The organism is Micromonospora sp. NPDC048063 (assembly GCF_043202855.1).
GTDB lineage: Bacteria > Actinomycetota > Actinomycetes > Mycobacteriales > Micromonosporaceae > Micromonospora.
This window is the reverse complement of the sequence record NZ_JBIDBG010000002.1, coordinates 714,419-734,134: the sequence shown is the minus strand read 5'-3', so window position 1 is coordinate 734,134 and position 19,716 is coordinate 714,419. Positions and strand designations below refer to the sequence as shown.

Genomic DNA, 19,716 nt, shown 5'->3' with positions numbered 1-19,716 from the left:
CGCGCTCACCGTGCCACCTCCGTTCGCGACTGCGGGGCTCGCAAAACCGGCTCACTCCTCGCGCTCACCGTGCCACCTCCGTTCGCGACTGCGGGGCTCGCAGAACCGGCTCACTCCTCGCGCTCACAGCGATTCCTCCTTGCCGGCAAGGTCCAGCGCCACGTCCACGATCATGTCCTCCTGCCCGCCGACCATCCGGCGCCGGCCCAGCTCGACCAGGATCGACCGGACGTCCACGCCGTACTTGTCCGAGGCGCGCTCGGCGTGCCGCAGGAAGCTGGAGTAGACCCCGGCGTACCCCAGCGAGAGCGTCTCCCGGTCGACCTGCACGGGCCGGTCCTGCAGCGGCCGGACGACGTCGTCGGCGGCGTCCATCAGCGCGAAGACGTCGCAGCCGTGCTTCCAGCCGTGCAACTCGGCGACGGCGACGAAGACCTCCAGCGGCGCGTTGCCGGCACCGGCGCCCTGCCCGGCCAGTGAGGCGTCCACCCGCACCGTCCGGCCGTGCGGCGCGCCGAGCGGGCCGTCGCCGAGGATCCGCCCGTGCTCGACCGCGACCACGCTGTTGGCCACCCCGAGCGACAGGTTGTGGTGGGCGTGGATGCCGATCTGCGTCGCCGGCTCCAGCACCTGCCGGTACGCGTCGACCCGCTCGGCCACGTCGGACATCAGCAGCCGGCCACCGGAGTCGGTGACGTAGACGCAGTGCGCCCCGTACGACTCCATCAGTTTGGCCTGGGCGGCGAGCCCGGCCGGATCGTTCATGTGCGACATCATCAGGAAGCCGGAGACGTCCATGCCGTTCTCGCGGGCCCAGGAGATGTGCTGGGCGGAGATGTCCGCCTCGGTGCAGTGGGTGGCGATCCGCACGCTGGTCACCCCGAGCGCCTTCGCCGCCCTCAGGTCGGCGATGGTGCCGATGCCGGGCAGCAGCAGGGTGGTCAGCTTCGCGGTCGTCAGCACCTCGGCCGCCGCCGAGATCCACTCGGCGTCGCTGGCCGCGCCGTGGCCGTAGTTGACGCTGGAGCCGGCGAGCCCGTCGCCGTGCGCCACCTCGATGGCGGCCACCCCGGCCGCGTCGAGCGCCGCGGCGATGGTGCGCACCTGGTCGACGGTGTAGCGGTGGGCGATGGCGTGCATGCCGTCGCGCAGCGTCACGTCCTGGATGTACAGGTCGGTCATGCGGTCACCTCCACGGCGGCGTCGCGGTCGGTCACCGCCGCGCGCAGGGCCACCAGCCGCTCCGCGGTGCGCAGCGCGGCCGAGGTCATGATGTCCAGGTTCCCGGCGTACGCCGGGAGGTAGTGCCCGGCGCCGGAGACCTCCAGGAAGACGGAGACCTGCAACCCGGTCAGGTGCCGACCCAGCGACGGCACGTACGTGTCGACCCGGTCGAACTGCACGTCCTGCTTGAGCCGGTAGCCGGGGACGTACTCCTGGACGGTCGCCACCATCCGCGCCACCGAGGCGGCGATCGCGGCGCGGTCGGCGTCGGCGTCCGGGCAGAGGCAGTAGACCGTGTCCCGCATCAGCAGCGGCGGGTCGGCCGGGTTGAGCACGATGATCGCCTTGCCGCGCTCGGCGCCGCCGACCACCTCGATCGCCCGGGCGGTGGTCTCGGTGAACTCGTCGATGTTCGCCCGGGTGCCCGGCCCCGCCGACTTCGAGGCGATCGAGGCGACGATCTCCCCGTACGCGACCGGGGTGACCCGGCCGACGGCAGCGACGATCGGCACGGTGGCCTGCCCGCCGCAGGTCACCATGTTGACGTTGCGTTCGTGCAGGTGCTCGTCGAGGTTGACCGGGGGCACGACGTACGGGCCGATGGCGGCGGGGGTCAGGTCGACCACGGTGCGGCCGTGCTCCCGCAGCACCGCGTCGTTGTGCCGGTGCGCGCCGGCCGAGGTGGCGTCGAAGACCAGTTCGACGTCGGCGAACTCGGGCATCGCGACCAGCCCGTCGACGCCCTCGGCGGTGGTCGCCACGCCGAGGCGCCGGGCCCGGGCCAGGCCGTCGGAGGCCGGGTCGATGCCGGCCATCGCCACCATCCGGAGACCGTCACTCAGACGAAGAACCTTGATCATCAGATCGGTGCCGATGTTGCCCGACCCGATCACCGCCACCCCGACAGTCATGCCGCCCCCTCCGACGACGAGAAACACGTCCGGACCGAGCCGAGGCCGGAGACCCGCGCCTCGTACGCCGCGCCCGGGGTCACCGGCACCATCGGGCCGAGCGCCCCGGAGAGCACCACGTCGCCCGCGCGCAGCGGGTCGCCGGAGCGGGCCAGCGTCTGCGCCAGCCACTCCAGCGCGTGCAGCGGGTTGCCCAGGCAGGCCGCGCCCGCGCCGACCGACACCGGCTCCCCGGCGTGTTCGAGGACCATTCCGCACAGCCGCAGGTCCACGTCGGCGAGGCGGCGCGGCGTGGTGCCCAGCACGAAGAGGCCGCTGGAGGCGTTGTCGGCGACGGTGTCCACGATGGAGATGTCCCAGCCGGCGACCCGCGAGTCGACGATCTCGATCGCCGGCAGCACGTGGTCGACCGCCCGGACCAGGTCCGCGGTGGTGACCCGCTCGTCGGGCAGGTCCGCGCCGAGCACGAAGGCGACCTCCGCCTCCACCCGGGGCTGGAGCAGCCGGTCGATCGCCACCTCGGCCCCGTCCGGCACCGCCATCGCGTCGGTCAGCACGCCGAAGTCCGGCTGGTAGACGCCGAGGCCCTCCTGCACCGCCCGCGAGGTCAGCCCGATCTTCGCGCCGACGCGGCGGTGGCCCCGCTGCAGCCACTGTCGCGCCTGGAGCTGCTGGACGAGGTACGCCGAGGTGACGTCCCCCTCGGGCAGCAGCCGCCCGCGCAGCGGCGGGCAGGGCTTGCCGCTCTCCCGTGCCTCGACCAGTTCCCGGGCCGCGGCCTCGTAATCGATCATGAGAAGTCCACGCAGACGTTGGTGAGTTCGGAATAGAAGTCGAGCGAGTGCACGCCGCCCTCGCGCCCGATCCCGGACGCCTTCACCCCGCCGAACGGGGTACGCAGGTCGCGCAGGAACCAGGTGTTCACCCAGACGATGCCGGCGTCGAGCCGGGCCCCGGCCCGGTGCGCCCGCCCGACGTCCCGCGTCCAGACCGTCGCCGCCAGGCCGTACTCGGTGCCGTTGGCCAGCGCGTACGCCTCGTCCTCGTCGTCGAACGGGGCGACGTGCACCACCGGGCCGAAGATCTCCTCGGTGTTGGTGCGGGCGTCCGGGCCCAGCCCGGTCAGCACCGTCGGCTGCACGTACGCTCCGCCGTCGCGGGCGTCGCCGAAGGCCGGCGTGCCGCCCCCGGCCAGCACCTCGGCGCCCTCGGCGCGGGCGAGGTCGTAGTGGCCGAGCACCTTGGCGCGGTGCTGGTGCGAGATCAACGGCATGTTGACGGTGGCCTCGTCGGCCGGCCAGCCGTACGGCAGCTCCCCGGCCCGCTTCGCGAGCCGGGCGGTGAACTCCTCGAACACCGGGCGCTGCACGTAGATCCGCTCCGTACAGAGGCAGACCTGCCCGCCGTTGGTGAAGCTGGAGCGGACGGATCCGGCCACGGCCGCGTCGAGGTCGGCGTCGGCGAAGACCAGCCCGGCGTTCTTGCCGCCCAGCTCGAAGGAGACGGCCTTCACGCCGTCGGCGGCGGCCCGCATGATCGCGCCGCCGGTGGCCGACTCGCCGGTGAAGGTGATCGCGTCGACCCCCGGGTGGCGGGTGAGGAACTCCCCGGCCGAGTCCGGGCCGAAGCCGTGCACCAGGTTGAACACCCCGTCCGGCACGCCGGCGGCGGCCATCACCTCGGCGAGCAGGGTCGCCGAGGCGGGAGTCTCCTCGCTGGGCTTCACCACCACGGCGTTGCCGCAGGCCAGGGCCGGGGCGACCTTCCAGGTGAGCAGCAGCAGCGGCAGGTTCCACGGCACGATCACCGCGACCACGCCGACCGGCTTGCGAACGGCGTAGTTCAGCGCCCGGCCGCCGGTCGGGGTGACCGTGGTGAACGACTCGGTCGGCGCGGTCGCCACGATCTCGGCGAAGGCGCGGAAGTTCGCCGCGCCGCGCGGGATGTCCAGGGTGCGGGCCTGCGAGATGGCCTTGCCGGTGTCAGCGACCTCGGCGGTGACCAGGTCGTCGAAGCGGCGCTCCAGCTCGTCGGCGACCCGGCGGAGCACCTCGGCGCGCTCCCGCTCCCCCATCCGGCCCCACGGCCCGCGCAGCGCCGCCCGCGCGGCGGCGACGGCGTCGTCCACGCGCGCCCGGTCGGCCTCCACGACCTCGAAGACCGGCTCGCCGGTGACCGGGCTGCGCTTGGTGAACCGCCGCCCGGCGTCGACGAACTCGCCGCCGACAAAGTTGCGTAGCAGACCCGGGCCGTCGGGCGCCCGCCCGGTCATCAGCCGGGGATCCCAGGTGACGGTCATCGACGCCTCCCTCGGTTGATCGCCACGCCGACCGCGCCGGCCAGCAGCGCCGCCGCGCCGGCGGCGACCGCCCCGAGCACCCGGTGCTGCCGGCGGACGCGGCGCACCACCTCGGCGTACGGGGTGGTCGAGAAGGACACCAGCTCGTACCGGGAAACGTACCGGCCCGGCAGCGCCCGTTCCAGCGCGTGTTCGACCTTCCGGCCGGCCTGGAACAGCGGGGAGGCCACCCTGTCCCGCATCTCCACGAAGTTGGCCAGCGCCATCCGCGCGATGGCCTCGGCGTTGGCCTGCCGCCGCTGCTGGAACAGCGGCAGCGCCGCGGACCAGTCGTCGGCGCACTCGTCCAGGCAGCGGTCCAGCTCGACGACGTCCTCGAAGGCGCAGTTGGCGCCCTGGCCGTAGAACGGGACGATGGCGTGCGCCGCGTCGCCGAGCAGGCCGACCCGCCCGTCCGCCTGCCACGGCGTGCAGCGCACGGTGCCGAGCACGCCCACCGGGTTGTGCTGGTAGTCGTCGACGAGGTTCGGGGCGAGCGGCGGCAGGTCCGGGTAGTGCTCGGCGAAGTGCCGCTCGATCGCCGCGGGGCTGCCCAGCGAGGCGAAGCTGGCGGTGCCGTGGGTGGGCCAGAAGAGCGTGCAGGTGAACGAGCGGTCCGGGTTCGGCAGGGCGATCATCATCGAGGTGCCGCGCGGCCAGATGTGCAACGCGTCCGGGTCGAGGGCGAAGTCCCCGCCCAACGGCGGGATCGTCAGCTCCTTGTAGCCGTAGTCGAGGAAGTCCAGGCTCTCGGTCAGCAGCCCGTACGCCAGCAACTGCCCGCGCACCGCCGAGCCGGCGCCGTCGGCGCCGAGCACGACCGACGCGCTGGCCGCGACCTTGCCCGCCGGGGTCTCGAAGGTCATCTCGCCGGTGGCCGGGTCGAGCCCGACCAGCCGGTGGTCGAAGGCGATCCGCACCCCGGGCAGGGCGGTGGCCGCGTCCAGCAGGGCGTTGTTCAGCGCACCCCGGCTGATCGAGTTGATCGCCCGGTCGCCGGAGGCGCTGTACGACTGGAACTGCGGCTCCCCGTCGACCGGGTGGACCATCCGGCCGCGCATGGGCAGCGCGTCGGCGAGCACCTGCCCGTCGAGGCCGATGCGGCGCAGCGCGTCGAGGCCCCGCTCGGAGAGCGCCAGGTTGATCGAGCGTCCCCGCTCGACGGTGCCGGTACGCGGGTCGGGCCGCCGCTCGTAGAGCGCCACCTGGTAGCCGCGGCGGGCCAGGAAGCAGGCCAGCAGACAGCCGGCCAGGCCGGCGCCGACCACCGCGATCTCGTCCCGTTCCTCGGTCATGACTTGACCTCCACCGTGGTGGCCAGCGCGTCGGCGACCCGCCAGCAGTCGTGGTACGTGGAGTAGAGCGGCACCGGGGCGAACCGGATGATGTCCGGTTCCCGGGCGTCGGCGATGACGCCGTGCTCGTGCCGCAGCCGCTTGGCCAGCCCGGCGGCGCTGCCCGCGCCGATCCGCACCGAGAGCTGGCAGCCCCGCCGCTCGGGCTCGCGCGGGGTGACCACGGTCAGCGGGCGGTCCGCGGTCACCCCGTCGAGCAGTCCCGCCAGGTAGCCGGTGAGCCGGATGCTTCGCTCGCGCAGCGCCGGCATGCCGACGGAGTCGAACAGCTCCAGCGAGGTCCGCACCGGACCCATCGCGAAGATCGGCGGGTTGGAGACCTGCCACGCCTCCACGGTGGCCGGCGGGCGGGAGACCGGGGTCATCTCGAACCGGGTCGCCGCGTCGGTGCTCCACCAGCCCTCGAAGCGCGGCAGCCCGGGGTCGCCCAGGTGCCGCTCGTGCACGAACACGCCGGCCAGCGCGCCAGGCCCGGAGTTGAGGTACTTGTAGGAGCACCAGGCGGCGAAGTCGACGTCCCAGTCGTGCAGGGCCAGCGGGACGTTGCCGGCGGCGTGCGCCAGGTCCCAGCCGACCACGGCCCCCGCCGCGCGGCCGGCGGCGGTGATCGCGGGGATGTCCATCAGCTCGCCGGTGAGGTAGTTGACCCCGCCGAGCAGCACCAGCGCCACCCGGTCGCCCTCGGCGGCCAGGTAGTCGGTCACGTCCTCGGTGCGCAGGGTGTCCTCGCCGTCGCGGGGGCGCAGCCGGACGACGGTGGCGTCCGGGTCCAGGCCGTGGAAGCGGGCCTGGCTGCGCACGGCGTAGCTGTCCGAGGGGAAGGCGCTGTCCTCGATGACGATCCGGGTCCGCGCCCCGGCCGGCCGGTAGAAGCTGACCATCAGCAGGTGCAGGTTCACCGTCAGGGAGTTCATCACCACGACCTCCGCCGGGGCGGCGCCGACCAGTCGCGCGGCGGGCGCCGTCAGCAGCTCGTGGTACGGCAGCCAGGGGCGCTCCGCCTCCAGGTGGCCCTCGACCCCCAGCCGGCTCCACGCGTCCAGGTCGGCGAGCAGCTCCCCACGGGTGGCCCGCGGTTGCAGGCCGAGGGAGTTGCCGGCCAGGTACGCGGCCTCGGGGTAGCGCCCGCCGTCGGCCGGCGGCACGTGGAACAGGTGGCGGTGCCCGGGGTCGGCGGCGTCGCGGCGGTGCGCCTCGGCCTCGCCGACGGCGAACCCGGAAGAGTCTGGTGCGGGGGTGTTCATGGGGTGTCTCGCTCTCCGGTCACATCGCGGTCCGGGCCGACCACAGCTCGGGGAAGACCACCCGGGCCATGCTGCGCTGCAACCACGCCAGTCCGGCGGAGCCGCCGCTGCCGACCTTGGCGCCCATTGTGCGCTGCACCGCCTTGACGTGGTGTTGTCGCCAGTCGCCGAACTGCTCGGCGACCTCGGTCAGCGCCTCGCCGAGCAGCCGGAGGTGGTTGTCCGGCCCGGCGTCGGCGTAGATCCGCACCCAGGCCGCCTCGACGGCGGCGTGCGGCTCGTGCTCGACGGCGACGTCCCGGTCCAGCAGGTCGGCCGGGAGGTCGTGGCCGTGCCGGGCGAGCAGCGCGAGCACGTCGTCCCAGACGCTCGGCGCGGCCAGGGTGGCCCGCAGCTCGGCGTGCACCTCGGCCTGGCGCCGGAACGGCCGGATCAGCGCCTCGTCCCGGAGCCCGAGCAGGAACTCCAGGTGCCGGTACATCGCCGACTGGAAGCCGGAGCCCTCGCCCAGCAGGTTGCGGAACCGGTTGAAGTCGGCCGGGGTCATCCAGCGCAGCCCCTTCCAGGCGGCGTTCAGCGCCTCCAGGTGCAGGGCGGCGCGGCGCAGCGGGGCCAGCGCGTCCCACACCCGGTCGGCGCGCAGCAGCCGCTGGGTCTCGCGCAGCTCGTGGCAGGTCAGCCCGAAGTACAGCTCCATGATCTGGCTGACCATCAGGAAGGACATCTCGCCCGGGTCGTCGCTCAGCGGTCGCTGCAACCGGTGCAGCGTGCTGGCCTGCACGTACGCGTCGTACGGCACCCGCTCGGCGAACTCCAGGGTCGGCTCCCCGCCGTTGCGGGCCGCCCGGGCGGCGCGCTGCCGCGGGGTGACCGGGCGTACCGCCGCCCGGGTGGGCTCCCGCAGGTCCGTCTGCTCCACCGGTCCTCCTCTGCTCGCTGGGGTGCGCCGGCCTGGCCGGGCCGGGTGACCGACATGATCTCGCGGTGGAACGGGCAGACGGAATGCCGGATCGACGGCTCTTCCGCCCTCCGACCTGCGGCGCGGAAGGTGCGAGCGCGATTCGGCTTGGAGAAAGTAAGGTCGCCTCATGGACGACATGGACTGGGCGCTGCTGCGGGAGTTGCAGGCCGACGCGCGCCTCTCCTTCAGCGAGCTGTCCCGGCGGGTGCACCTGTCGCCGCCGGCCGTGGCCGAGCGGGTGCGCCGGCTGGAGGAGGCCGGGATCATCACCGGCTACCACGCCCACGTCGACCTGGCCCGGGCCGGCCGCACGGTGGTCGCGTTCATCCGGATGTCCTGCTACGGCTCGCGGTGCATCCTGCACGACCCCGAGGTGGCGGGGTGGCCGGAGATCCTGGAGATCCACCGCATCACGGGCGACGCGTGCAGCATGCTGAAGGTGGCGGCCGGGTCGATCGGGGAGTTCGAGGCCGTCATCGACCGGCTCGCCCCGTACGGCCAGCCGTCCAGCACGATGGTCCTGTCCACGCCGCTGGACTGGCACCCCGTCACGCCGCTGTCCTCCTCCCCCCGCCACCGCTGACCGCGATCCGGGTTTGCCCCGGGGCCAGCGGGAAAGCAGGCGCTGTTACCCGGGGAGGATTCCGGTGATCGTCACCGGAAGGGGGGATCATGCCGGTGTTCACAGCGTTCACACGTGCCCTGACCAGCGCCCTGTCCGTGTTGGGCCTGGTCGGGGCGTTCGTCCTGATCACGATCGCGCCCGCGCGGGCGGGCGAGAACACCTTCGTCGAGGTGGTGCCCAACAGCGCCCAGGCCGGCACCCGGGTCAGGATCCGGGCCAGTTGCGACAACGCCAACAACCGCCAGGCCACCGTACGCTCCGACGCCTTCGGGGGACCGGTGGTGCTGCGGCCCGACAACGGTTTCCTGACCGCCCAGGCCACGATCCCGGGCAACAAGCAGCCCGGGGACTTCCCGGTCGACCTGCGCTGCGACAACGGCAACACCGCGACGACCACGCTCACGGTGCTGAACATGGAGCAGCCCACGAAGGGGCCGGCGACCGGGGGCGGCGGCACCGCCGGCGGCACGGGCACCGGCTCGGTGCTACTGGTGGGCGGCCTCGCCGCGGTGGCCCTGGCGGTGGGCTTCGGATTCCTCGGCAACCGTCGTCGGACCGGGACCGGTTCCTGACCCGCCGCCGCCATGGCCCGCTCCCAGAGGCGTACCAGGCGATCCGATCCGGGCCGGGTCAGGCGATCCGATCCGGGCCGGGTCCGGGCGACCACCCGGCGGGCGCTGCAGGCGTCCCGCCGGGCCGCGGCCGCCACCGCCCGCCGGCTGCGGCGGGTGGCCGGGGAGACGGTCTCGGCCAGCGTCGCCACCACCGACCCGGCGGTCGGGCCGCTGCCCGCCCGACCCCGGCACCGCTGGGTTGCCGCCGGTCGCCGGCTGGCTCCCGGCCGGAACCCCGGGCTCCCGGTCCTGGTGATCGGGACGCTGATGATGCTGATCATCGCGATGCTCGCCGTGGAGCGGGTCGCCGGCGTGAGCGTGCTGCCGGACCGGTTCATCGCGGGGCTGCGGCCACCGCCGAAGAAGTTCCCGGTGCTGCCCGCCAGCCCTCCCGTCGACATCACCATCGACCCGATCGACGTCCGGGCGCCCGTACACGACGTCGGCATCGCCCCGGACGGCAGCATCGGCGTGCCGGACGCCGCCCGCGCTCAGGAGGCCGGCTGGTACGACCAGGGCCCGACCCCCGGGCAGTACGGCCCGGCCGTCATCGTCGGGCACGTCGACACCTCGACCGGGCCGGCGGTCTTCCACAAGCTGCGGGACCTGCGGGAGGGCGACCCCATCGAGATCACCCGCGCGGACCGGTCGGTGGCGGTCTTCGAGGTGGACACGGTCGAGCGCTTCGGCAAGGAGCGGCTGCCCGTCGACGAGGTCTTCGGCGACTTCAGCCGCCCCCGGCTACGCCTGATCACCTGTGGCGGGCGCTGGGTCGGCGGGGAGACCGGCTACGCCGACAACGTGGTGGTCTTCGCGTCCCTCGTCCGATCCCGCACCGCCTGACCGGGGCGGCCTCGCGGGTCAGGCGGCCTCGGACTCACACAGGTCGAGCCAGTCGGCCCAACGGGGGTCGGGCGCCCGGTGGCCGAGGACCCGCCAGGCGGTGCCCTTCGGGGCGGCCGGCAGCGCGTGCAGCCGCCAGCCCAGCTCGGCCGGGGTCTTGTCGCCTTTGGTGTGGTTGCACCGGGCGCAGGCCGCGACGACGTTCTCCCAGGCGTGCCGGCCGCCACGGCTGCGCGGGAAGACGTGGTCGATGGTCTCGGCGGGACCCCGGCAGTAGGCGCAGCGCCAGCCGTCCCGGGCGAAGATCGCCCGCCGGGAGAGCCCGACGTGGGTGCGGTAGGGCACCCGCACGAAGCGGGTGAGCCGGACGACCGACGGCACCGGCAGCGCGTTGCGGGCGCTGTGCAGGACGCCGTCGCCGTCGGCGACGCAGACCGCCTTGGCGGAGAGCACGAGGATGGCGGCACGACGCACGGACACGACACACAGCGGCTCGTAGGTGGCGTTGAGGACCAGCGCACCGGAGCCCACCGTGGGTCGTATGTCAGGCATCGCGATCACCCTCCCGGTTCAGCGGCCCCGCACTCACCACCGCCGACCGGGAACGGGCACAGCGACCCACCGCGGCCGACGCCGGCCGGATCACCGACGTCCGTGCGCCCATCGTCCCTGATCGGCCCCCGGATTGCACGTACTAATGTCGGAAGCCAGGTAGGCATCACCCGGAAACCGGCAGATCCACCCCCTGAGCAGGGGCGGACTCCTCCAATCCCGTCGACGTTCACGCCCGATTTTCAAACTCGGTCCCGCCGGATCCGCGTCCGATGATCATGAATACACATTGGAATTCGTAAATTTGATCAAGGTAGCTCAAGATCACTGAAGGGCCTGACGTGAAGCGGGAAGCATCGTTCGCCGCACGGGCGCCCGCGCAGGGCCGCACTCCGGCACCAACTGAGACTCGGACGGGATCGCCCGGTTGGGCTGCCAGTCGCCGCGCTCGATCCGGGCGGCAAGGATGCCGGCCGGTCGCCGATACGGCGGCAGCGGCGCCCCGTGAGCGATGCGGGCCTCCGGGTCCTCCGTCAATCGCGTAGCGCAACCAGCACCGGCCCTCCGCCATCACGTCACCTTCGTCCCACACCCCGTGGAACGGGTCCGCCCTCCAGGACCGGCGGAGCGCTCCGGTGGGGTGCCGCGGCACGCCGCGCCGGCCGACGCTCCATCAACTCGACAGACCCGCCCGGCATGGCACGGGAGCACCCGCCGGTGCGGGCGCTCCCGTGGTGTCACGTTCGCGTCGTTATCAGTACTGCAGATTCGTCTGCATTTCCGTGACGCGGCCGGCGATCTGCAGATTGCCGTCGGAATCCAGCACGGCAATGATCTTCTTCTGGCTTCCGTGGTGGGTGGTGAAGAAAATCTTGTCGGCCTCCTGGCTGGTGCTGTGGTTGGTGTTCACCGACAACTCGATGCTGACCGGGGAGCTGATCAACACGTCCCGCTTGGGTGAGTTCGGGTAGCACTGATTCTGCCGCAGCATGATTCGCCCATGGGTGTCACCCTCGTCCCAGTCCGTGGCCACGCCCAAGTCCACATCCGGCATCGAAGTCTCCCTTCCCTGACTCGCGAGAATTTCCCGCGTTCGAGGGCAAGCCTATGGCTTATATAGACGACCGCGAGTGTCGGCTATATTGCCGAGCCGATTAATAGCTTGGTTACCGCCAGTTAAAGGTGATGCAGTCAGGACCCGATCAGGGGCTCAGGGAAGGTGGCGGTATGACCGTCGCGAGTGGTTGCGGGCTGACGCGCCCTCCCCGCCCGGGACCCCTAATTTACGGCCACCCCCCAGACAAACGCCCCCCGAAACCGCCCTCTCAGGCAGTGACCACTGCTTCACCCTCGCCATCGCGGATCGAGCCCAACGCGGCCGTTACCGATAAGGCACTCACCGACAATCCTCTCGACGACATGAGCCTCAAGCAATTCCTGCGCTGAATATCATGGGCACCGAAATGGTGCCGAACGAGAATCAGGTGCTCAAGCTTGTCGAGGTGGCGCCCGGACGTTCCGCGCGGCTACCTGGCCAGGAACTGGTGAGGGATTGCGCCGCGGTGAGGTGTTGGGCATGGAGGATAGTGCTGCGGCGCCTCGACGTCATTCACGGAGAACTGCACGCCGTGCAACAGTTGCGGCGTTCCGTCGAACATTTCGGACTGGATGCCGAAGAAGGACCGGCGGGGCGGCCTGGTTAGACAGCTTCCCCGGGTCGCCGAGGGTGGGCCGCCCATGCACCATCGCCAACCGGGGATCGCACGTACTCATCCGGGGTCCCTCCGGAAGCGTTTCCCCCGTCCGCCACGATGACCGGTTCGCCCTCGTACGGCCGGCGTGACCCGGCATCGCGCGGGGCCCCGGTCACGGCCCGGAGGGTCGGCGGGAATGCGAGGCCCCCGGTGCGGTACGAAGACAGCGTGACCGCTGCCAGCCTCCTGCCGCTCGCCCTGCCCGCCGTCGAGGCGCCGGCGCCGGACCCGTCGCCGACCTGCCTGGACGACGCGCTCTGCCGGAGCGTCTTCGACATCACCAACTCGGTGTGGTTCGCCGAGGGCAGCTACTGGATCCTGCTCAAGCCGCTGCGGATCGTCATGATCCTGCTGCTGGCGGTCGCCGCCCGGTGGCTGGTGCACCGGACGATCAGCCGGTTGGTGCGTACCACCACCGACGCGGGCGTGCCCACCATGCTGCGGCCCCTGCGCGAGCGGATCCCCACCGCTGCCGCGGAGCCGGGCGAGTTCGTCCCGGAGCGGCGCCGCCAGCGGGCCGAGGCGATCGGGTCGGTGCTGCGCAGCCTCAGCACGGCGTTCATCTTCGGCATCGCGGTGCTGATGGTGCTCAAGGAGTTCAGCTTCGACCTGGCCCCGCTGCTCGCCAGCGCCGGCATCGCGGGCGTGGCGCTCGGCTTCGGCGCGCAGAGCCTGGTCAAGGACCTACTCGCCGGCCTGTTCATGCTGATCGAGGACCAGTACGGCGTCGGCGACACGGTGGACCTCGGCGAGGCGACCGGCGTGGTGGAGTCGGTCGGGTTGCGGGTCACCACGGTCCGCGACGGGCGGGGCGTGCTCTGGTACATCCGCAACGGCGAGATCGTCCGGGTGGGCAACAAGAGCCAGGGCTGGGCCCTGGTCGTGGTGGACCTGCCGATCGGCTTCGCCGGCACCGAGCAGGCCACGGCGGTGCTGCGGACCGCGGCCGCCTCGGTGGCGGTGGACCCGGAGCTGGCGCCGGAGATCGTCGAGCCGCCCGAGGTGCTGGGCGTCGAGCAGATGACGGTCGAGGGCGCAGTGATCCGTACGGTGGTCAAGACGACCGCCGACGGGCAGTTCGCGGTCGGCCGGGAGCTGCGGCGCCGGCTGGCCGAGGCGCTGGAGAACTCGGGCATCACCGCGAAGATCGCGGCCGCCCGGCTCTATCCCGGCGTGCCGATCGCCGCCCCCGGCGAGACCGGGCAGGGCGGCGCGACCTGAGCCGGCCGGGAAGGCCATCGGCGGGGGTCGCGGTCCGGGCGGCCCCTCGGGTATCGTCCGTTCGTTCAGTCGGAGATGCGACGATCAATCCGTTCGCCCTAGCCAGTTGTCAGACGATCGGGCAGAATCCGGTGCACGCGCTCCCCCAGAGCGTGATCACGTCCTCGCTGATCCGTGAATCTGACGACGGTTCCCGGGCCCGTCCATCACGAGTGGACCGCCCCGGGAACGATGGAGGCGACGGTGCCCGACCAGCGACCATCCCCGGAAGGGCCGGCAACCTTCCGTGAGGTGTTCGCCGATCGCGAATACCGCGCCGTCTTCGCGGCGAGCGCTCTCTCCTGGATCGGCGACTACATCGCCAAGGCCGCGGTAACCCTGCTGGTCTACGAGGCGACCCGGTCGGTCGCGCTCTCCGCGGCCGCGTTCGCGGTGAGCTACCTGCCCTGGCTGGTCGGCGGCCCCCTGCTCGCGACGCTCGCGGAGCGGCACCGCTACCGGCAGGTCATGGTGGTCTGCGACCTCGTCCGGATGGTGCTGATGGTCGGCATCGCCATCCCCGGCATGCCCGTCCCGCTGATCCTGGCCCTGCTCTTCGCCACCACCCTGGCCAACCCACCCAGCCAGGCCGCCAAGTCCGCGCTGATCCCCCTGATCCTCACCGGGGACCGGCTGGTGTTGGGGCTGTCGATCAACAGCAGCGTGGGCCAGGCCGCCCAGGTCGTCGGCTACCTCGCGGGCGCCGCCATCGCCGCCTTCAGCCCCACGGCCGCGCTCCTGGTGAACGCGGCGACGTTCGCCCTGTCGGCCGCGCTGGTCCGCTTCGGGGTGGCGGACCGCCCACCGGCGATGACCGCCGCGCACCGCAGCCACCTGTTGCGGGAGACCGCCGAGGGCTTCCAGATCGTGTTCGGCACCCCGGTGCTGCGGGCCATCGCCGTCCTGGTCTTCGCCGCCATGCTCTTCTCCGTGGTGCCGGAGGGCCTGGCCGCCGCCTGGGCCAGCGAGCACGCCGGTCCTCTGGACGCCGGCGCCGCCCAGGCGATCATCATGGCGGCCAGCCCCGTCGGTTTCATCGTCGGCGGCCTCGTGATGAGCCGGGCGTTCGGGCCGGACCGGCGGCTGACCATGATGCGGCCGTTGGCGGTGCTCTCCCCGCTGGCCCTGGTGCCGGCCCTGCTCGACCCGCCACCGCTGGTGGTGGCGCTGCTCGCCGCGGCCTCCGGGTTCGCGGTGGCCGGCATGCTCCCGGTGGCCAACGGCCTCTTCGTCCGGGCCCTGCCCACCGGCTTCCGGGCGCGCGCCTTCGGGGTGATGGCCACCGGCCTCCAGGTGATCCAGGGCCTGGCCGTCCTGATCACCGGGCTGCTGTCCGAGCGCTACCCGATCCCGATCGTGGTCGGGGTGTGGAGCGCGGTCGGCGTCCTGCTGATGGCGCTCACCGCCCTGCGCTGGCCGAGCCAGCCGGCCGTCGACGCGGCCGTCGCGGCGGCCGAGGCGGCGGGCAGGGCGACAGCGGGCACGGCGGTCCCGCTGGCCGGCAGTGCCGGTACGGAGACGGGCCCGTCGGGGGACGGCCGGCGCGGTCCGTCGGAGCAGCTCGACGGCGACCCGGTGGGCGGCCGGCCGGGCGAGCCGGGCTACCAGCGGCACGCGGTGAGCTGACGCACAGCCGCCACCCCCCGACGCCCCGGATGGCACCTGGCAGGATGGAACGGTGAATGCCGCAGGTGAGTCCGACCGTCCCGGCGCGTCGATGACCCTCTTCGAGGCGGTGGGCGGCGAGCCCACCTTCCGCAAGCTGGTGGACGAGTTCTACGCCGGGGTCGCCACCGACCCGCTGCTGCGCCCCATGTATCCCGAGGAGGACCTCGGCCCCGCCGCGGACCGACTGGCCCTGTTCCTCATGCAGTACTGGGGCGGCCCGCACACGTACTCCGCCCAGCGCGGGCACCCCCGGCTGCGGATGCGCCACGCGCCGTTCCGGATCGGCGCCGCCGAGCGGGACGCGTGGCTGCTGCACATGCGCCGCGCCGTCGACCGGCTCGACCTGCCGCCGGAGATCGCCACCGCGTTCTGGGACTACCTGGAGCGGGCCGCGTACTTCATGGTCAACATGATGGAGGACCCGGCCGGGCCCGCCTGACCGCGCGCCAGGTGGGCGCGGGGGTCGGCTCGGGGCGAGCCGCGTCAGCCGGGACGGCCCCGGCTCGGCGCAGGGCCGCCTCGGCTCGCAGCACGGCCGCCTTCGCTCGCAGCACGGCCGCCTCGGCTCAGAGCAGGGCACCCTCGTCGTGCAGCCAGTCGACGAAGCTGGTGGCGACCGCCGCGCCACAGTCGAGCATCTCGACCAGGAGCGCGTCGTGCGCCCCGGCGCCGAACGGCACCTGCAGCTCCGCGTAGATCGGCAACTGCCCGCGCTCCGTCGGGTCGCCGATGTAGGCCTTGCAGAAGCGGCGGGTGTGGTTCCACTCGTTGACCACCCGGTAGGCCCGGTCGGCCCAGTCGGGCGGCACCGTCGCGTGTGGACGGGCCCGCATCACCAGGATCTCGTCCTCGGGGCCCTCCAGGGTGACCAGCACCGCGTGCCGCTCCCACATGGCCAGCAGGTTCCCGTCGCCGTCGGCCAGGTAGCGCACGTCGAGCAGGTCGAGCGCGTCGCAGACACGGCGCAGGGTGACCGGCTCGACGGTGGCCGGCATGTCCGCCATCACGGGCCGCTCGGCCGCCGGGCAGTCGTCTCCCGGCTGACGGGGGGCCGGTGGTCCGACCCGGACGGTGCCCTCCACTGTGATCCCGCTCCGACTGTCCGGATCGCCGCCGCCGTTGGCGGGACCGGGGCGCCATGACCACCACGGCATCGTTCGCGCACCTCACTCCCCAGCGGATCCAGCCGCCTACGGTGCGTTGGATCCGAGGATGGACGGTACCCGGACAGCCGGGTTGAAGCACCCCCCCAACGACAGCCCCAGGACAGAAGAATGACCATGGGTCATCCGAACGGATGACCTCAGAGGGGCCGGACGGAAAGATCCGTAGCCTTCTGCGACCAGATCGCTCCGTATGGTCCCACAAGTCCGACCCAACGGCCGACCGTGCGCACCTGGACGTCGCCCGCGCCGGTCGCGCCGGCAGCCTCCCCGGCGGCGCCCAGGAAGCCCATCCGGACCAACCCCTGGACCATCCGCTGGGTCACCTCGACCGGCTCGCCGGGCGGGTCGTCGGGGGTGACGACCACCGGCACGTGGTCGAGCAGCGCGTCGCGCAGCGCCCGCTGGCCGACCGCCCGGCCGGCCACGCCGTGCGCGGCGGCGTCGCGCAGGGTGCCCGCCGCCGCCGCGGCGATCCGCCGCAGTTCCCCCGCCGGCAGCGTCTCCACCCGTCGGCTGGCCGGGGGCGGCAGCGGCCAGCGCCACCGCTCGTCCCGGCGCCGGGGCAGCGCCCCACCGCCGGCCGCCAGCTCGGCGAGGAGTTCGCCGGCCCCGACGGTGACGTCGCCGGGGCCGTCGCCGGCCACGGTGCGGACGACCAGCACCCCCCACGGCAGGTGCCCCCAGAGGGCCGTACGCCCCGCCACGCCGGTCGGCCGCAGCCGCACCGGCGCGTCCCGGTCCAGCCGCACCAGGCGGGCGAGGAAGGCTCCCGCGTCGGCCGCGTCCACGATCCCGTGCCCGCCGCCGGCCGCGCCCGCCGGAGTGGGGGCCGGTCCCCCGGCCCCCGTCATGCCGGCCCGAGCCGCGGCGCGTACGAGAGCAGGAACTCGCGCTCCTCCGGGCTGACCCGCCGGGGCGTCTGCCGGGTCAGGTCGAACGGCACCAGCACGGAGCGGGCCCGGCTGGCCAGCACGTCGCCGTCGTACAGCTCGTAGGCGACCGTGAAGGACGCGGCCCGGATCTCCTCCACCCACAGCTCGATGCGCACCGTCGGAGCCGCCTCGGCGGTGGCCCGGCCGAGGGCGTAGTCGACCGGGCGCAGGTAGTCGACCTCGTGCCGACGGATCACGACCCCGTCGGCGAGCGAGCCCACGCCCCACGCCCGGCCGCCGGCGAACATCAACGCCACCCGCGCCTCCTCGTAGAGGGTGAGGAAGCGCGAGTTGTTGACGTGGCCGTACGCGTCCAGGTCCGACCACCGCAGGGTGCAGTGGTAGACAAAGCGGTCCGCCACGTCAGTCGCGGGTCAGCTTGCGGTAGGTCACCCGGTGCGGGCGGGCCGCCTCGGCGCCGAGCCGGTCGATCTTGTTCTTCTCGTACGCCTCGAAGTTGCCCTCGAACCAGAACCACTTGGCCGGGTTCTCGTCGTCGCCCTCCCAGGCCAGGATGTGCGTGGCGACCCGGTCGAGGAACATCCGGTCGTGGGAGATGACCACGGCGCAGCCGGGGAACTCCAGCAGCGCGTTCTCCAGGCTGCCGAGCGTCTCGACGTCGAGGTCGTTGGTCGGCTCGTCGAGCAGGATCACGTTGCCGCCGATCTTCAGCGTCAGCGCCAGGTTGAGCCGGTTGCGCTCGCCGCCGGAGAGCACCTTGGTCGGCTTCTGCTGGTCCGGGCCCTTGAAGCCGAACGCCGCGATGTACGCCCGGGACGGCATCTCGACCTTGCCGACCAGCAGGTGGTCCAGCCCGTCGGAGACCGTCTCCCAGACCGTACTGTCCCCCGCCAGGCCGGCCCGGCTCTGGTCGACGTACGACAGCGAGACGGTGTCGCCGACCTTCACCGAGCCGGAGGTCGGCTCCTCCAGCCCGACGATGGTCTTGAACAGGGTGGTCTTGCCGACGCCGTTCGGGCCGATCACGCCGACGATGCCGTTGCGCGGCAGCGAGAACGACAGGCCGTCGATCAGCACCCGGTCGCCGAACGCCTTGACCAGGCCGTTGACCTCGATCACCGTGCTGCCCAGGCGGGGACCCGGCGGGATCTGGATCTCCTCGAAGTCCAGCTTGCGGGTCTGCTCCGCCGCGGTGGCCATCTCCTCGTACCGCTCGAGCCGGGCCTTGGACTTGGTCTGCCGGGCCTTGGCGTTGGAGCGGACCCACTCCAGCTCCTCGTCGAGGCGCTTCTTCATCTTGGCGTCGCGGCGCCCCTCGACGGCCATCCGGGCGGCCTTCTTCTCCAGGTAGGTGGAGTAGTTGCCCTGGTAGCCGATGGCCCGACCGCGGTCCAGCTCCAGGATCCAGCCGGCCACGTTGTCGAGGAAGTACCGGTCGTGGGTGATCGCGATGACCGTGCCGGCGTACTTGGCCAGGTGCTGCTCCAGCCACTGCACGCTCTCCGCGTCCAGGTGGTTGGTGGGCTCGTCGAGCAGCAGCAGGTCGGGCGCCTCCAGCAGCAGCTTGCAGAGCGCGACCCGGCGGCGCTCGCCACCGGAGAGCTTGGTGACGTCGGCGTCCGGCGGCGGGCAGCGCAGCGCGTCCATGGCCAGCTCGAGCTTGGAGTCGACGTCCCACGCGTCGGCGTTGTCCAGCTCCTCCTGGAGCCGGCCCATCTCCTCCATCAGCTCGTCGGAGTAGTCGGTCGCCATCTGCTCGGCGATCTTGTTGAACCGCTCCAGCTTGGCCTTGATCTCGGCGACCGCCTCCTCGACGTTGCCGAGGACGGTCTTGGCGTCGTTGAGCGGCGGCTCCTGGGCCAGCATGCCCACGGTGTAGCCGGGCATGAGCCGGGCCTCGCCGTTGCTCGGCCGGTCCCACCCTGCCATGATCTTGAGGAGGCTGGACTTACCGGCGCCGTTCGGGCCGACCACACCGATCTTGGCCCCCGGGAGGAAGCTCAGCGTCACGTTGTCGAGCACGACCTTGTCGCCGTGCGCCTTGCGCGCCTTTTCCAGGACGTAGATGTACTGGGCCACGGTGCGGGCTACCTCCGTAGGTTGCGACTGGGGGCCGGCGGGCGCGGGCTGCGACTTCCGTCCGCCGCCGCCGGCCGCTGGCCGGCCGCACGCACGCCGTCGTCAATCCTGACAGGTACGCGCCGCCGCGCCCACATCACCCCGCCCCGCCGGCCGGGCGCGCCGCGTCGCCGCCGCCGACCGGCACTGTCGACAAGATCACGTACGGGGTTGCGCCGACGTGGACCGG

At 72.7% G+C, this 19,716-nt stretch carries 20 protein-coding genes and 1 pseudogene; 7 read left to right on the top strand and 14 right to left on the bottom strand.

Features of this window, described 5'->3' with window-relative positions:
- Nucleotides 1-123: 123 nt before the first annotated feature.
- The 7 genes from dmpG to ACGFZ2_RS08220 are packed head-to-tail and all read right to left on the bottom strand — an operon-like array spanning nucleotide 124 to nucleotide 7,991.
- Entirely contained in the window at nucleotides 124-1,182 is a 1,059-nt protein-coding gene (dmpG, locus tag ACGFZ2_RS08250; protein ID WP_363707798.1) for a 4-hydroxy-2-oxovalerate aldolase, read from the bottom strand.
- Nucleotides 1,179-2,135, bottom strand: a complete 957-nt coding sequence (locus ACGFZ2_RS08245) for an acetaldehyde dehydrogenase (acetylating) (protein ID WP_393451363.1) — start codon at nucleotides 2,133-2,135, stop codon at nucleotides 1,179-1,181. Before ACGFZ2_RS08245 ends, dmpG begins: the two co-directional genes overlap by 4 nt.
- Nucleotides 2,132-2,929: a 2-keto-4-pentenoate hydratase gene (locus tag ACGFZ2_RS08240; protein ID WP_393451360.1), complete on the bottom strand. Its 798-nt coding sequence runs from the start codon at nucleotides 2,927-2,929 to the stop codon at nucleotides 2,132-2,134. Before ACGFZ2_RS08240 ends, ACGFZ2_RS08245 begins: the two co-directional genes overlap by 4 nt.
- Nucleotides 2,926-4,407, bottom strand: coding sequence for a 2-hydroxymuconic semialdehyde dehydrogenase (locus ACGFZ2_RS08235; protein ID WP_393261635.1), 1,482 nt, complete (start codon nucleotides 4,405-4,407; stop codon nucleotides 2,926-2,928). The genes ACGFZ2_RS08240 and ACGFZ2_RS08235 overlap by 4 nt, the downstream gene beginning before the upstream one ends.
- 23 nt (nucleotides 4,408-4,430) lie before the next feature.
- Entirely contained in the window at nucleotides 4,431-5,768 is a 1,338-nt protein-coding gene (locus ACGFZ2_RS08230) for an FAD-dependent oxidoreductase (RefSeq protein WP_393451357.1), read from the bottom strand.
- On the bottom strand, nucleotides 5,765-7,072 hold the full coding sequence (kynU, locus tag ACGFZ2_RS08225) for a kynureninase (protein WP_393260742.1): 1,308 nt from the start codon (nucleotides 7,070-7,072) through the stop codon (nucleotides 5,765-5,767). Before kynU ends, ACGFZ2_RS08230 begins: the two co-directional genes overlap by 4 nt.
- Before the next feature lie 19 nt (nucleotides 7,073-7,091).
- Entirely contained in the window at nucleotides 7,092-7,991 is a 900-nt protein-coding gene (locus ACGFZ2_RS08220) for a tryptophan 2,3-dioxygenase (protein ID WP_393260745.1), read from the bottom strand.
- A 169-nt stretch (nucleotides 7,992-8,160) separates the two neighbouring features.
- Here ACGFZ2_RS08220 and ACGFZ2_RS08215 point away from each other — a divergent pair, with 169 nt between their 5' ends.
- The 3 genes from ACGFZ2_RS08215 (at nucleotide 8,161) to ACGFZ2_RS08205 (ending at nucleotide 10,115) form a co-directional block, all read left to right on the top strand.
- On the top strand, nucleotides 8,161-8,616 hold the full coding sequence (locus tag ACGFZ2_RS08215) for an Lrp/AsnC family transcriptional regulator (protein WP_393260748.1): 456 nt from the start codon (nucleotides 8,161-8,163) through the stop codon (nucleotides 8,614-8,616).
- Nucleotides 8,617-8,753: 137 nt separating this feature from the next.
- Nucleotides 8,754-9,230 carry a hypothetical protein gene (locus ACGFZ2_RS08210; RefSeq protein WP_357695731.1) on the top strand — a complete coding sequence of 159 codons (477 nt, stop codon included), beginning with the start codon at nucleotides 8,754-8,756 and terminating at the stop codon, nucleotides 9,228-9,230.
- A 12-nt stretch (nucleotides 9,231-9,242) separates the two neighbouring features.
- Complete coding sequence (locus ACGFZ2_RS08205; RefSeq protein WP_393451354.1) at nucleotides 9,243-10,115, top strand: class F sortase; 873 nt, start codon at nucleotides 9,243-9,245, stop codon at nucleotides 10,113-10,115.
- 18 nt (nucleotides 10,116-10,133) lie between these two features.
- Here the strand turns inward: ACGFZ2_RS08205 and ACGFZ2_RS08200 are convergent, their stop codons facing one another.
- The 3 genes and pseudogenes from ACGFZ2_RS08200 to ACGFZ2_RS08190 form a co-directional block, all read right to left on the bottom strand.
- Nucleotides 10,134-10,667: an HNH endonuclease gene (locus ACGFZ2_RS08200; RefSeq protein WP_393451351.1), complete on the bottom strand. Its 534-nt coding sequence runs from the start codon at nucleotides 10,665-10,667 to the stop codon at nucleotides 10,134-10,136.
- Between the two features lie 354 nt (nucleotides 10,668-11,021).
- Nucleotides 11,022-11,204, bottom strand: a pseudogene (locus ACGFZ2_RS08195) (GntR family transcriptional regulator); the annotation flags it as partial.
- Nucleotides 11,205-11,421: 217 nt separating this feature from the next.
- The gene (locus ACGFZ2_RS08190) at nucleotides 11,422-11,721 is read right to left on the bottom strand and encodes a DUF6342 family protein (protein ID WP_393260756.1); all 300 of its coding nucleotides are present in this window, start codon (nucleotides 11,719-11,721) and stop codon (nucleotides 11,422-11,424) included.
- A 397-nt stretch (nucleotides 11,722-12,118) separates the two neighbouring features.
- On the opposite strand from ACGFZ2_RS08190, the gene ACGFZ2_RS08185 reads away from it, so the two are divergent.
- The 4 genes from ACGFZ2_RS08185 (at nucleotide 12,119) to ACGFZ2_RS08170 (ending at nucleotide 15,788) form a co-directional block, all read left to right on the top strand.
- Nucleotides 12,119-12,370 carry a hypothetical protein gene (locus tag ACGFZ2_RS08185; RefSeq protein ID WP_393451348.1) on the top strand — a complete coding sequence of 84 codons (252 nt, stop codon included), beginning with the start codon at nucleotides 12,119-12,121 and terminating at the stop codon, nucleotides 12,368-12,370.
- Nucleotides 12,371-12,589: 219 nt separating this feature from the next.
- On the top strand, nucleotides 12,590-13,642 hold the full coding sequence (locus ACGFZ2_RS08180; RefSeq protein ID WP_393451345.1) for a mechanosensitive ion channel family protein: 1,053 nt from the start codon (nucleotides 12,590-12,592) through the stop codon (nucleotides 13,640-13,642).
- A 231-nt stretch (nucleotides 13,643-13,873) separates the two neighbouring features.
- Nucleotides 13,874-15,307 carry an MFS transporter gene (locus ACGFZ2_RS08175; RefSeq protein ID WP_393451342.1) on the top strand — a complete coding sequence of 478 codons (1,434 nt, stop codon included), beginning with the start codon at nucleotides 13,874-13,876 and terminating at the stop codon, nucleotides 15,305-15,307.
- A gap of 91 nt (nucleotides 15,308-15,398) precedes the next feature.
- Nucleotides 15,399-15,788 (top strand): globin, encoded by a 390-nt coding sequence (locus tag ACGFZ2_RS08170; RefSeq protein WP_393261638.1) that lies wholly within the window; start codon nucleotides 15,399-15,401, stop codon nucleotides 15,786-15,788.
- A 127-nt stretch (nucleotides 15,789-15,915) separates the two neighbouring features.
- On the opposite strand, the gene ACGFZ2_RS08165 is transcribed toward ACGFZ2_RS08170, so the two are convergent.
- From ACGFZ2_RS08165 to ettA, 4 genes are all read right to left on the bottom strand, one after another.
- Complete coding sequence (locus tag ACGFZ2_RS08165; protein WP_350708519.1) at nucleotides 15,916-16,503, bottom strand: YbjN domain-containing protein; 588 nt, start codon at nucleotides 16,501-16,503, stop codon at nucleotides 15,916-15,918.
- A 149-nt stretch (nucleotides 16,504-16,652) separates the two neighbouring features.
- Nucleotides 16,653-17,366: a hypothetical protein gene (locus ACGFZ2_RS08160; protein ID WP_393451339.1), complete on the bottom strand. Its 714-nt coding sequence runs from the start codon at nucleotides 17,364-17,366 to the stop codon at nucleotides 16,653-16,655.
- Nucleotides 17,363-17,809, bottom strand: a complete 447-nt coding sequence (locus ACGFZ2_RS08155) for a thioesterase family protein (RefSeq protein WP_357695622.1) — start codon at nucleotides 17,807-17,809, stop codon at nucleotides 17,363-17,365. The genes ACGFZ2_RS08160 and ACGFZ2_RS08155 overlap by 4 nt, the downstream gene beginning before the upstream one ends.
- A gap of 1 nt (nucleotide 17,810) precedes the next feature.
- Nucleotides 17,811-19,487 carry an energy-dependent translational throttle protein EttA gene (gene ettA, locus ACGFZ2_RS08150; RefSeq protein ID WP_393260766.1) on the bottom strand — a complete coding sequence of 559 codons (1,677 nt, stop codon included), beginning with the start codon at nucleotides 19,485-19,487 and terminating at the stop codon, nucleotides 17,811-17,813.
- Between the last annotated feature and the right edge of the window lie 229 nt (nucleotides 19,488-19,716).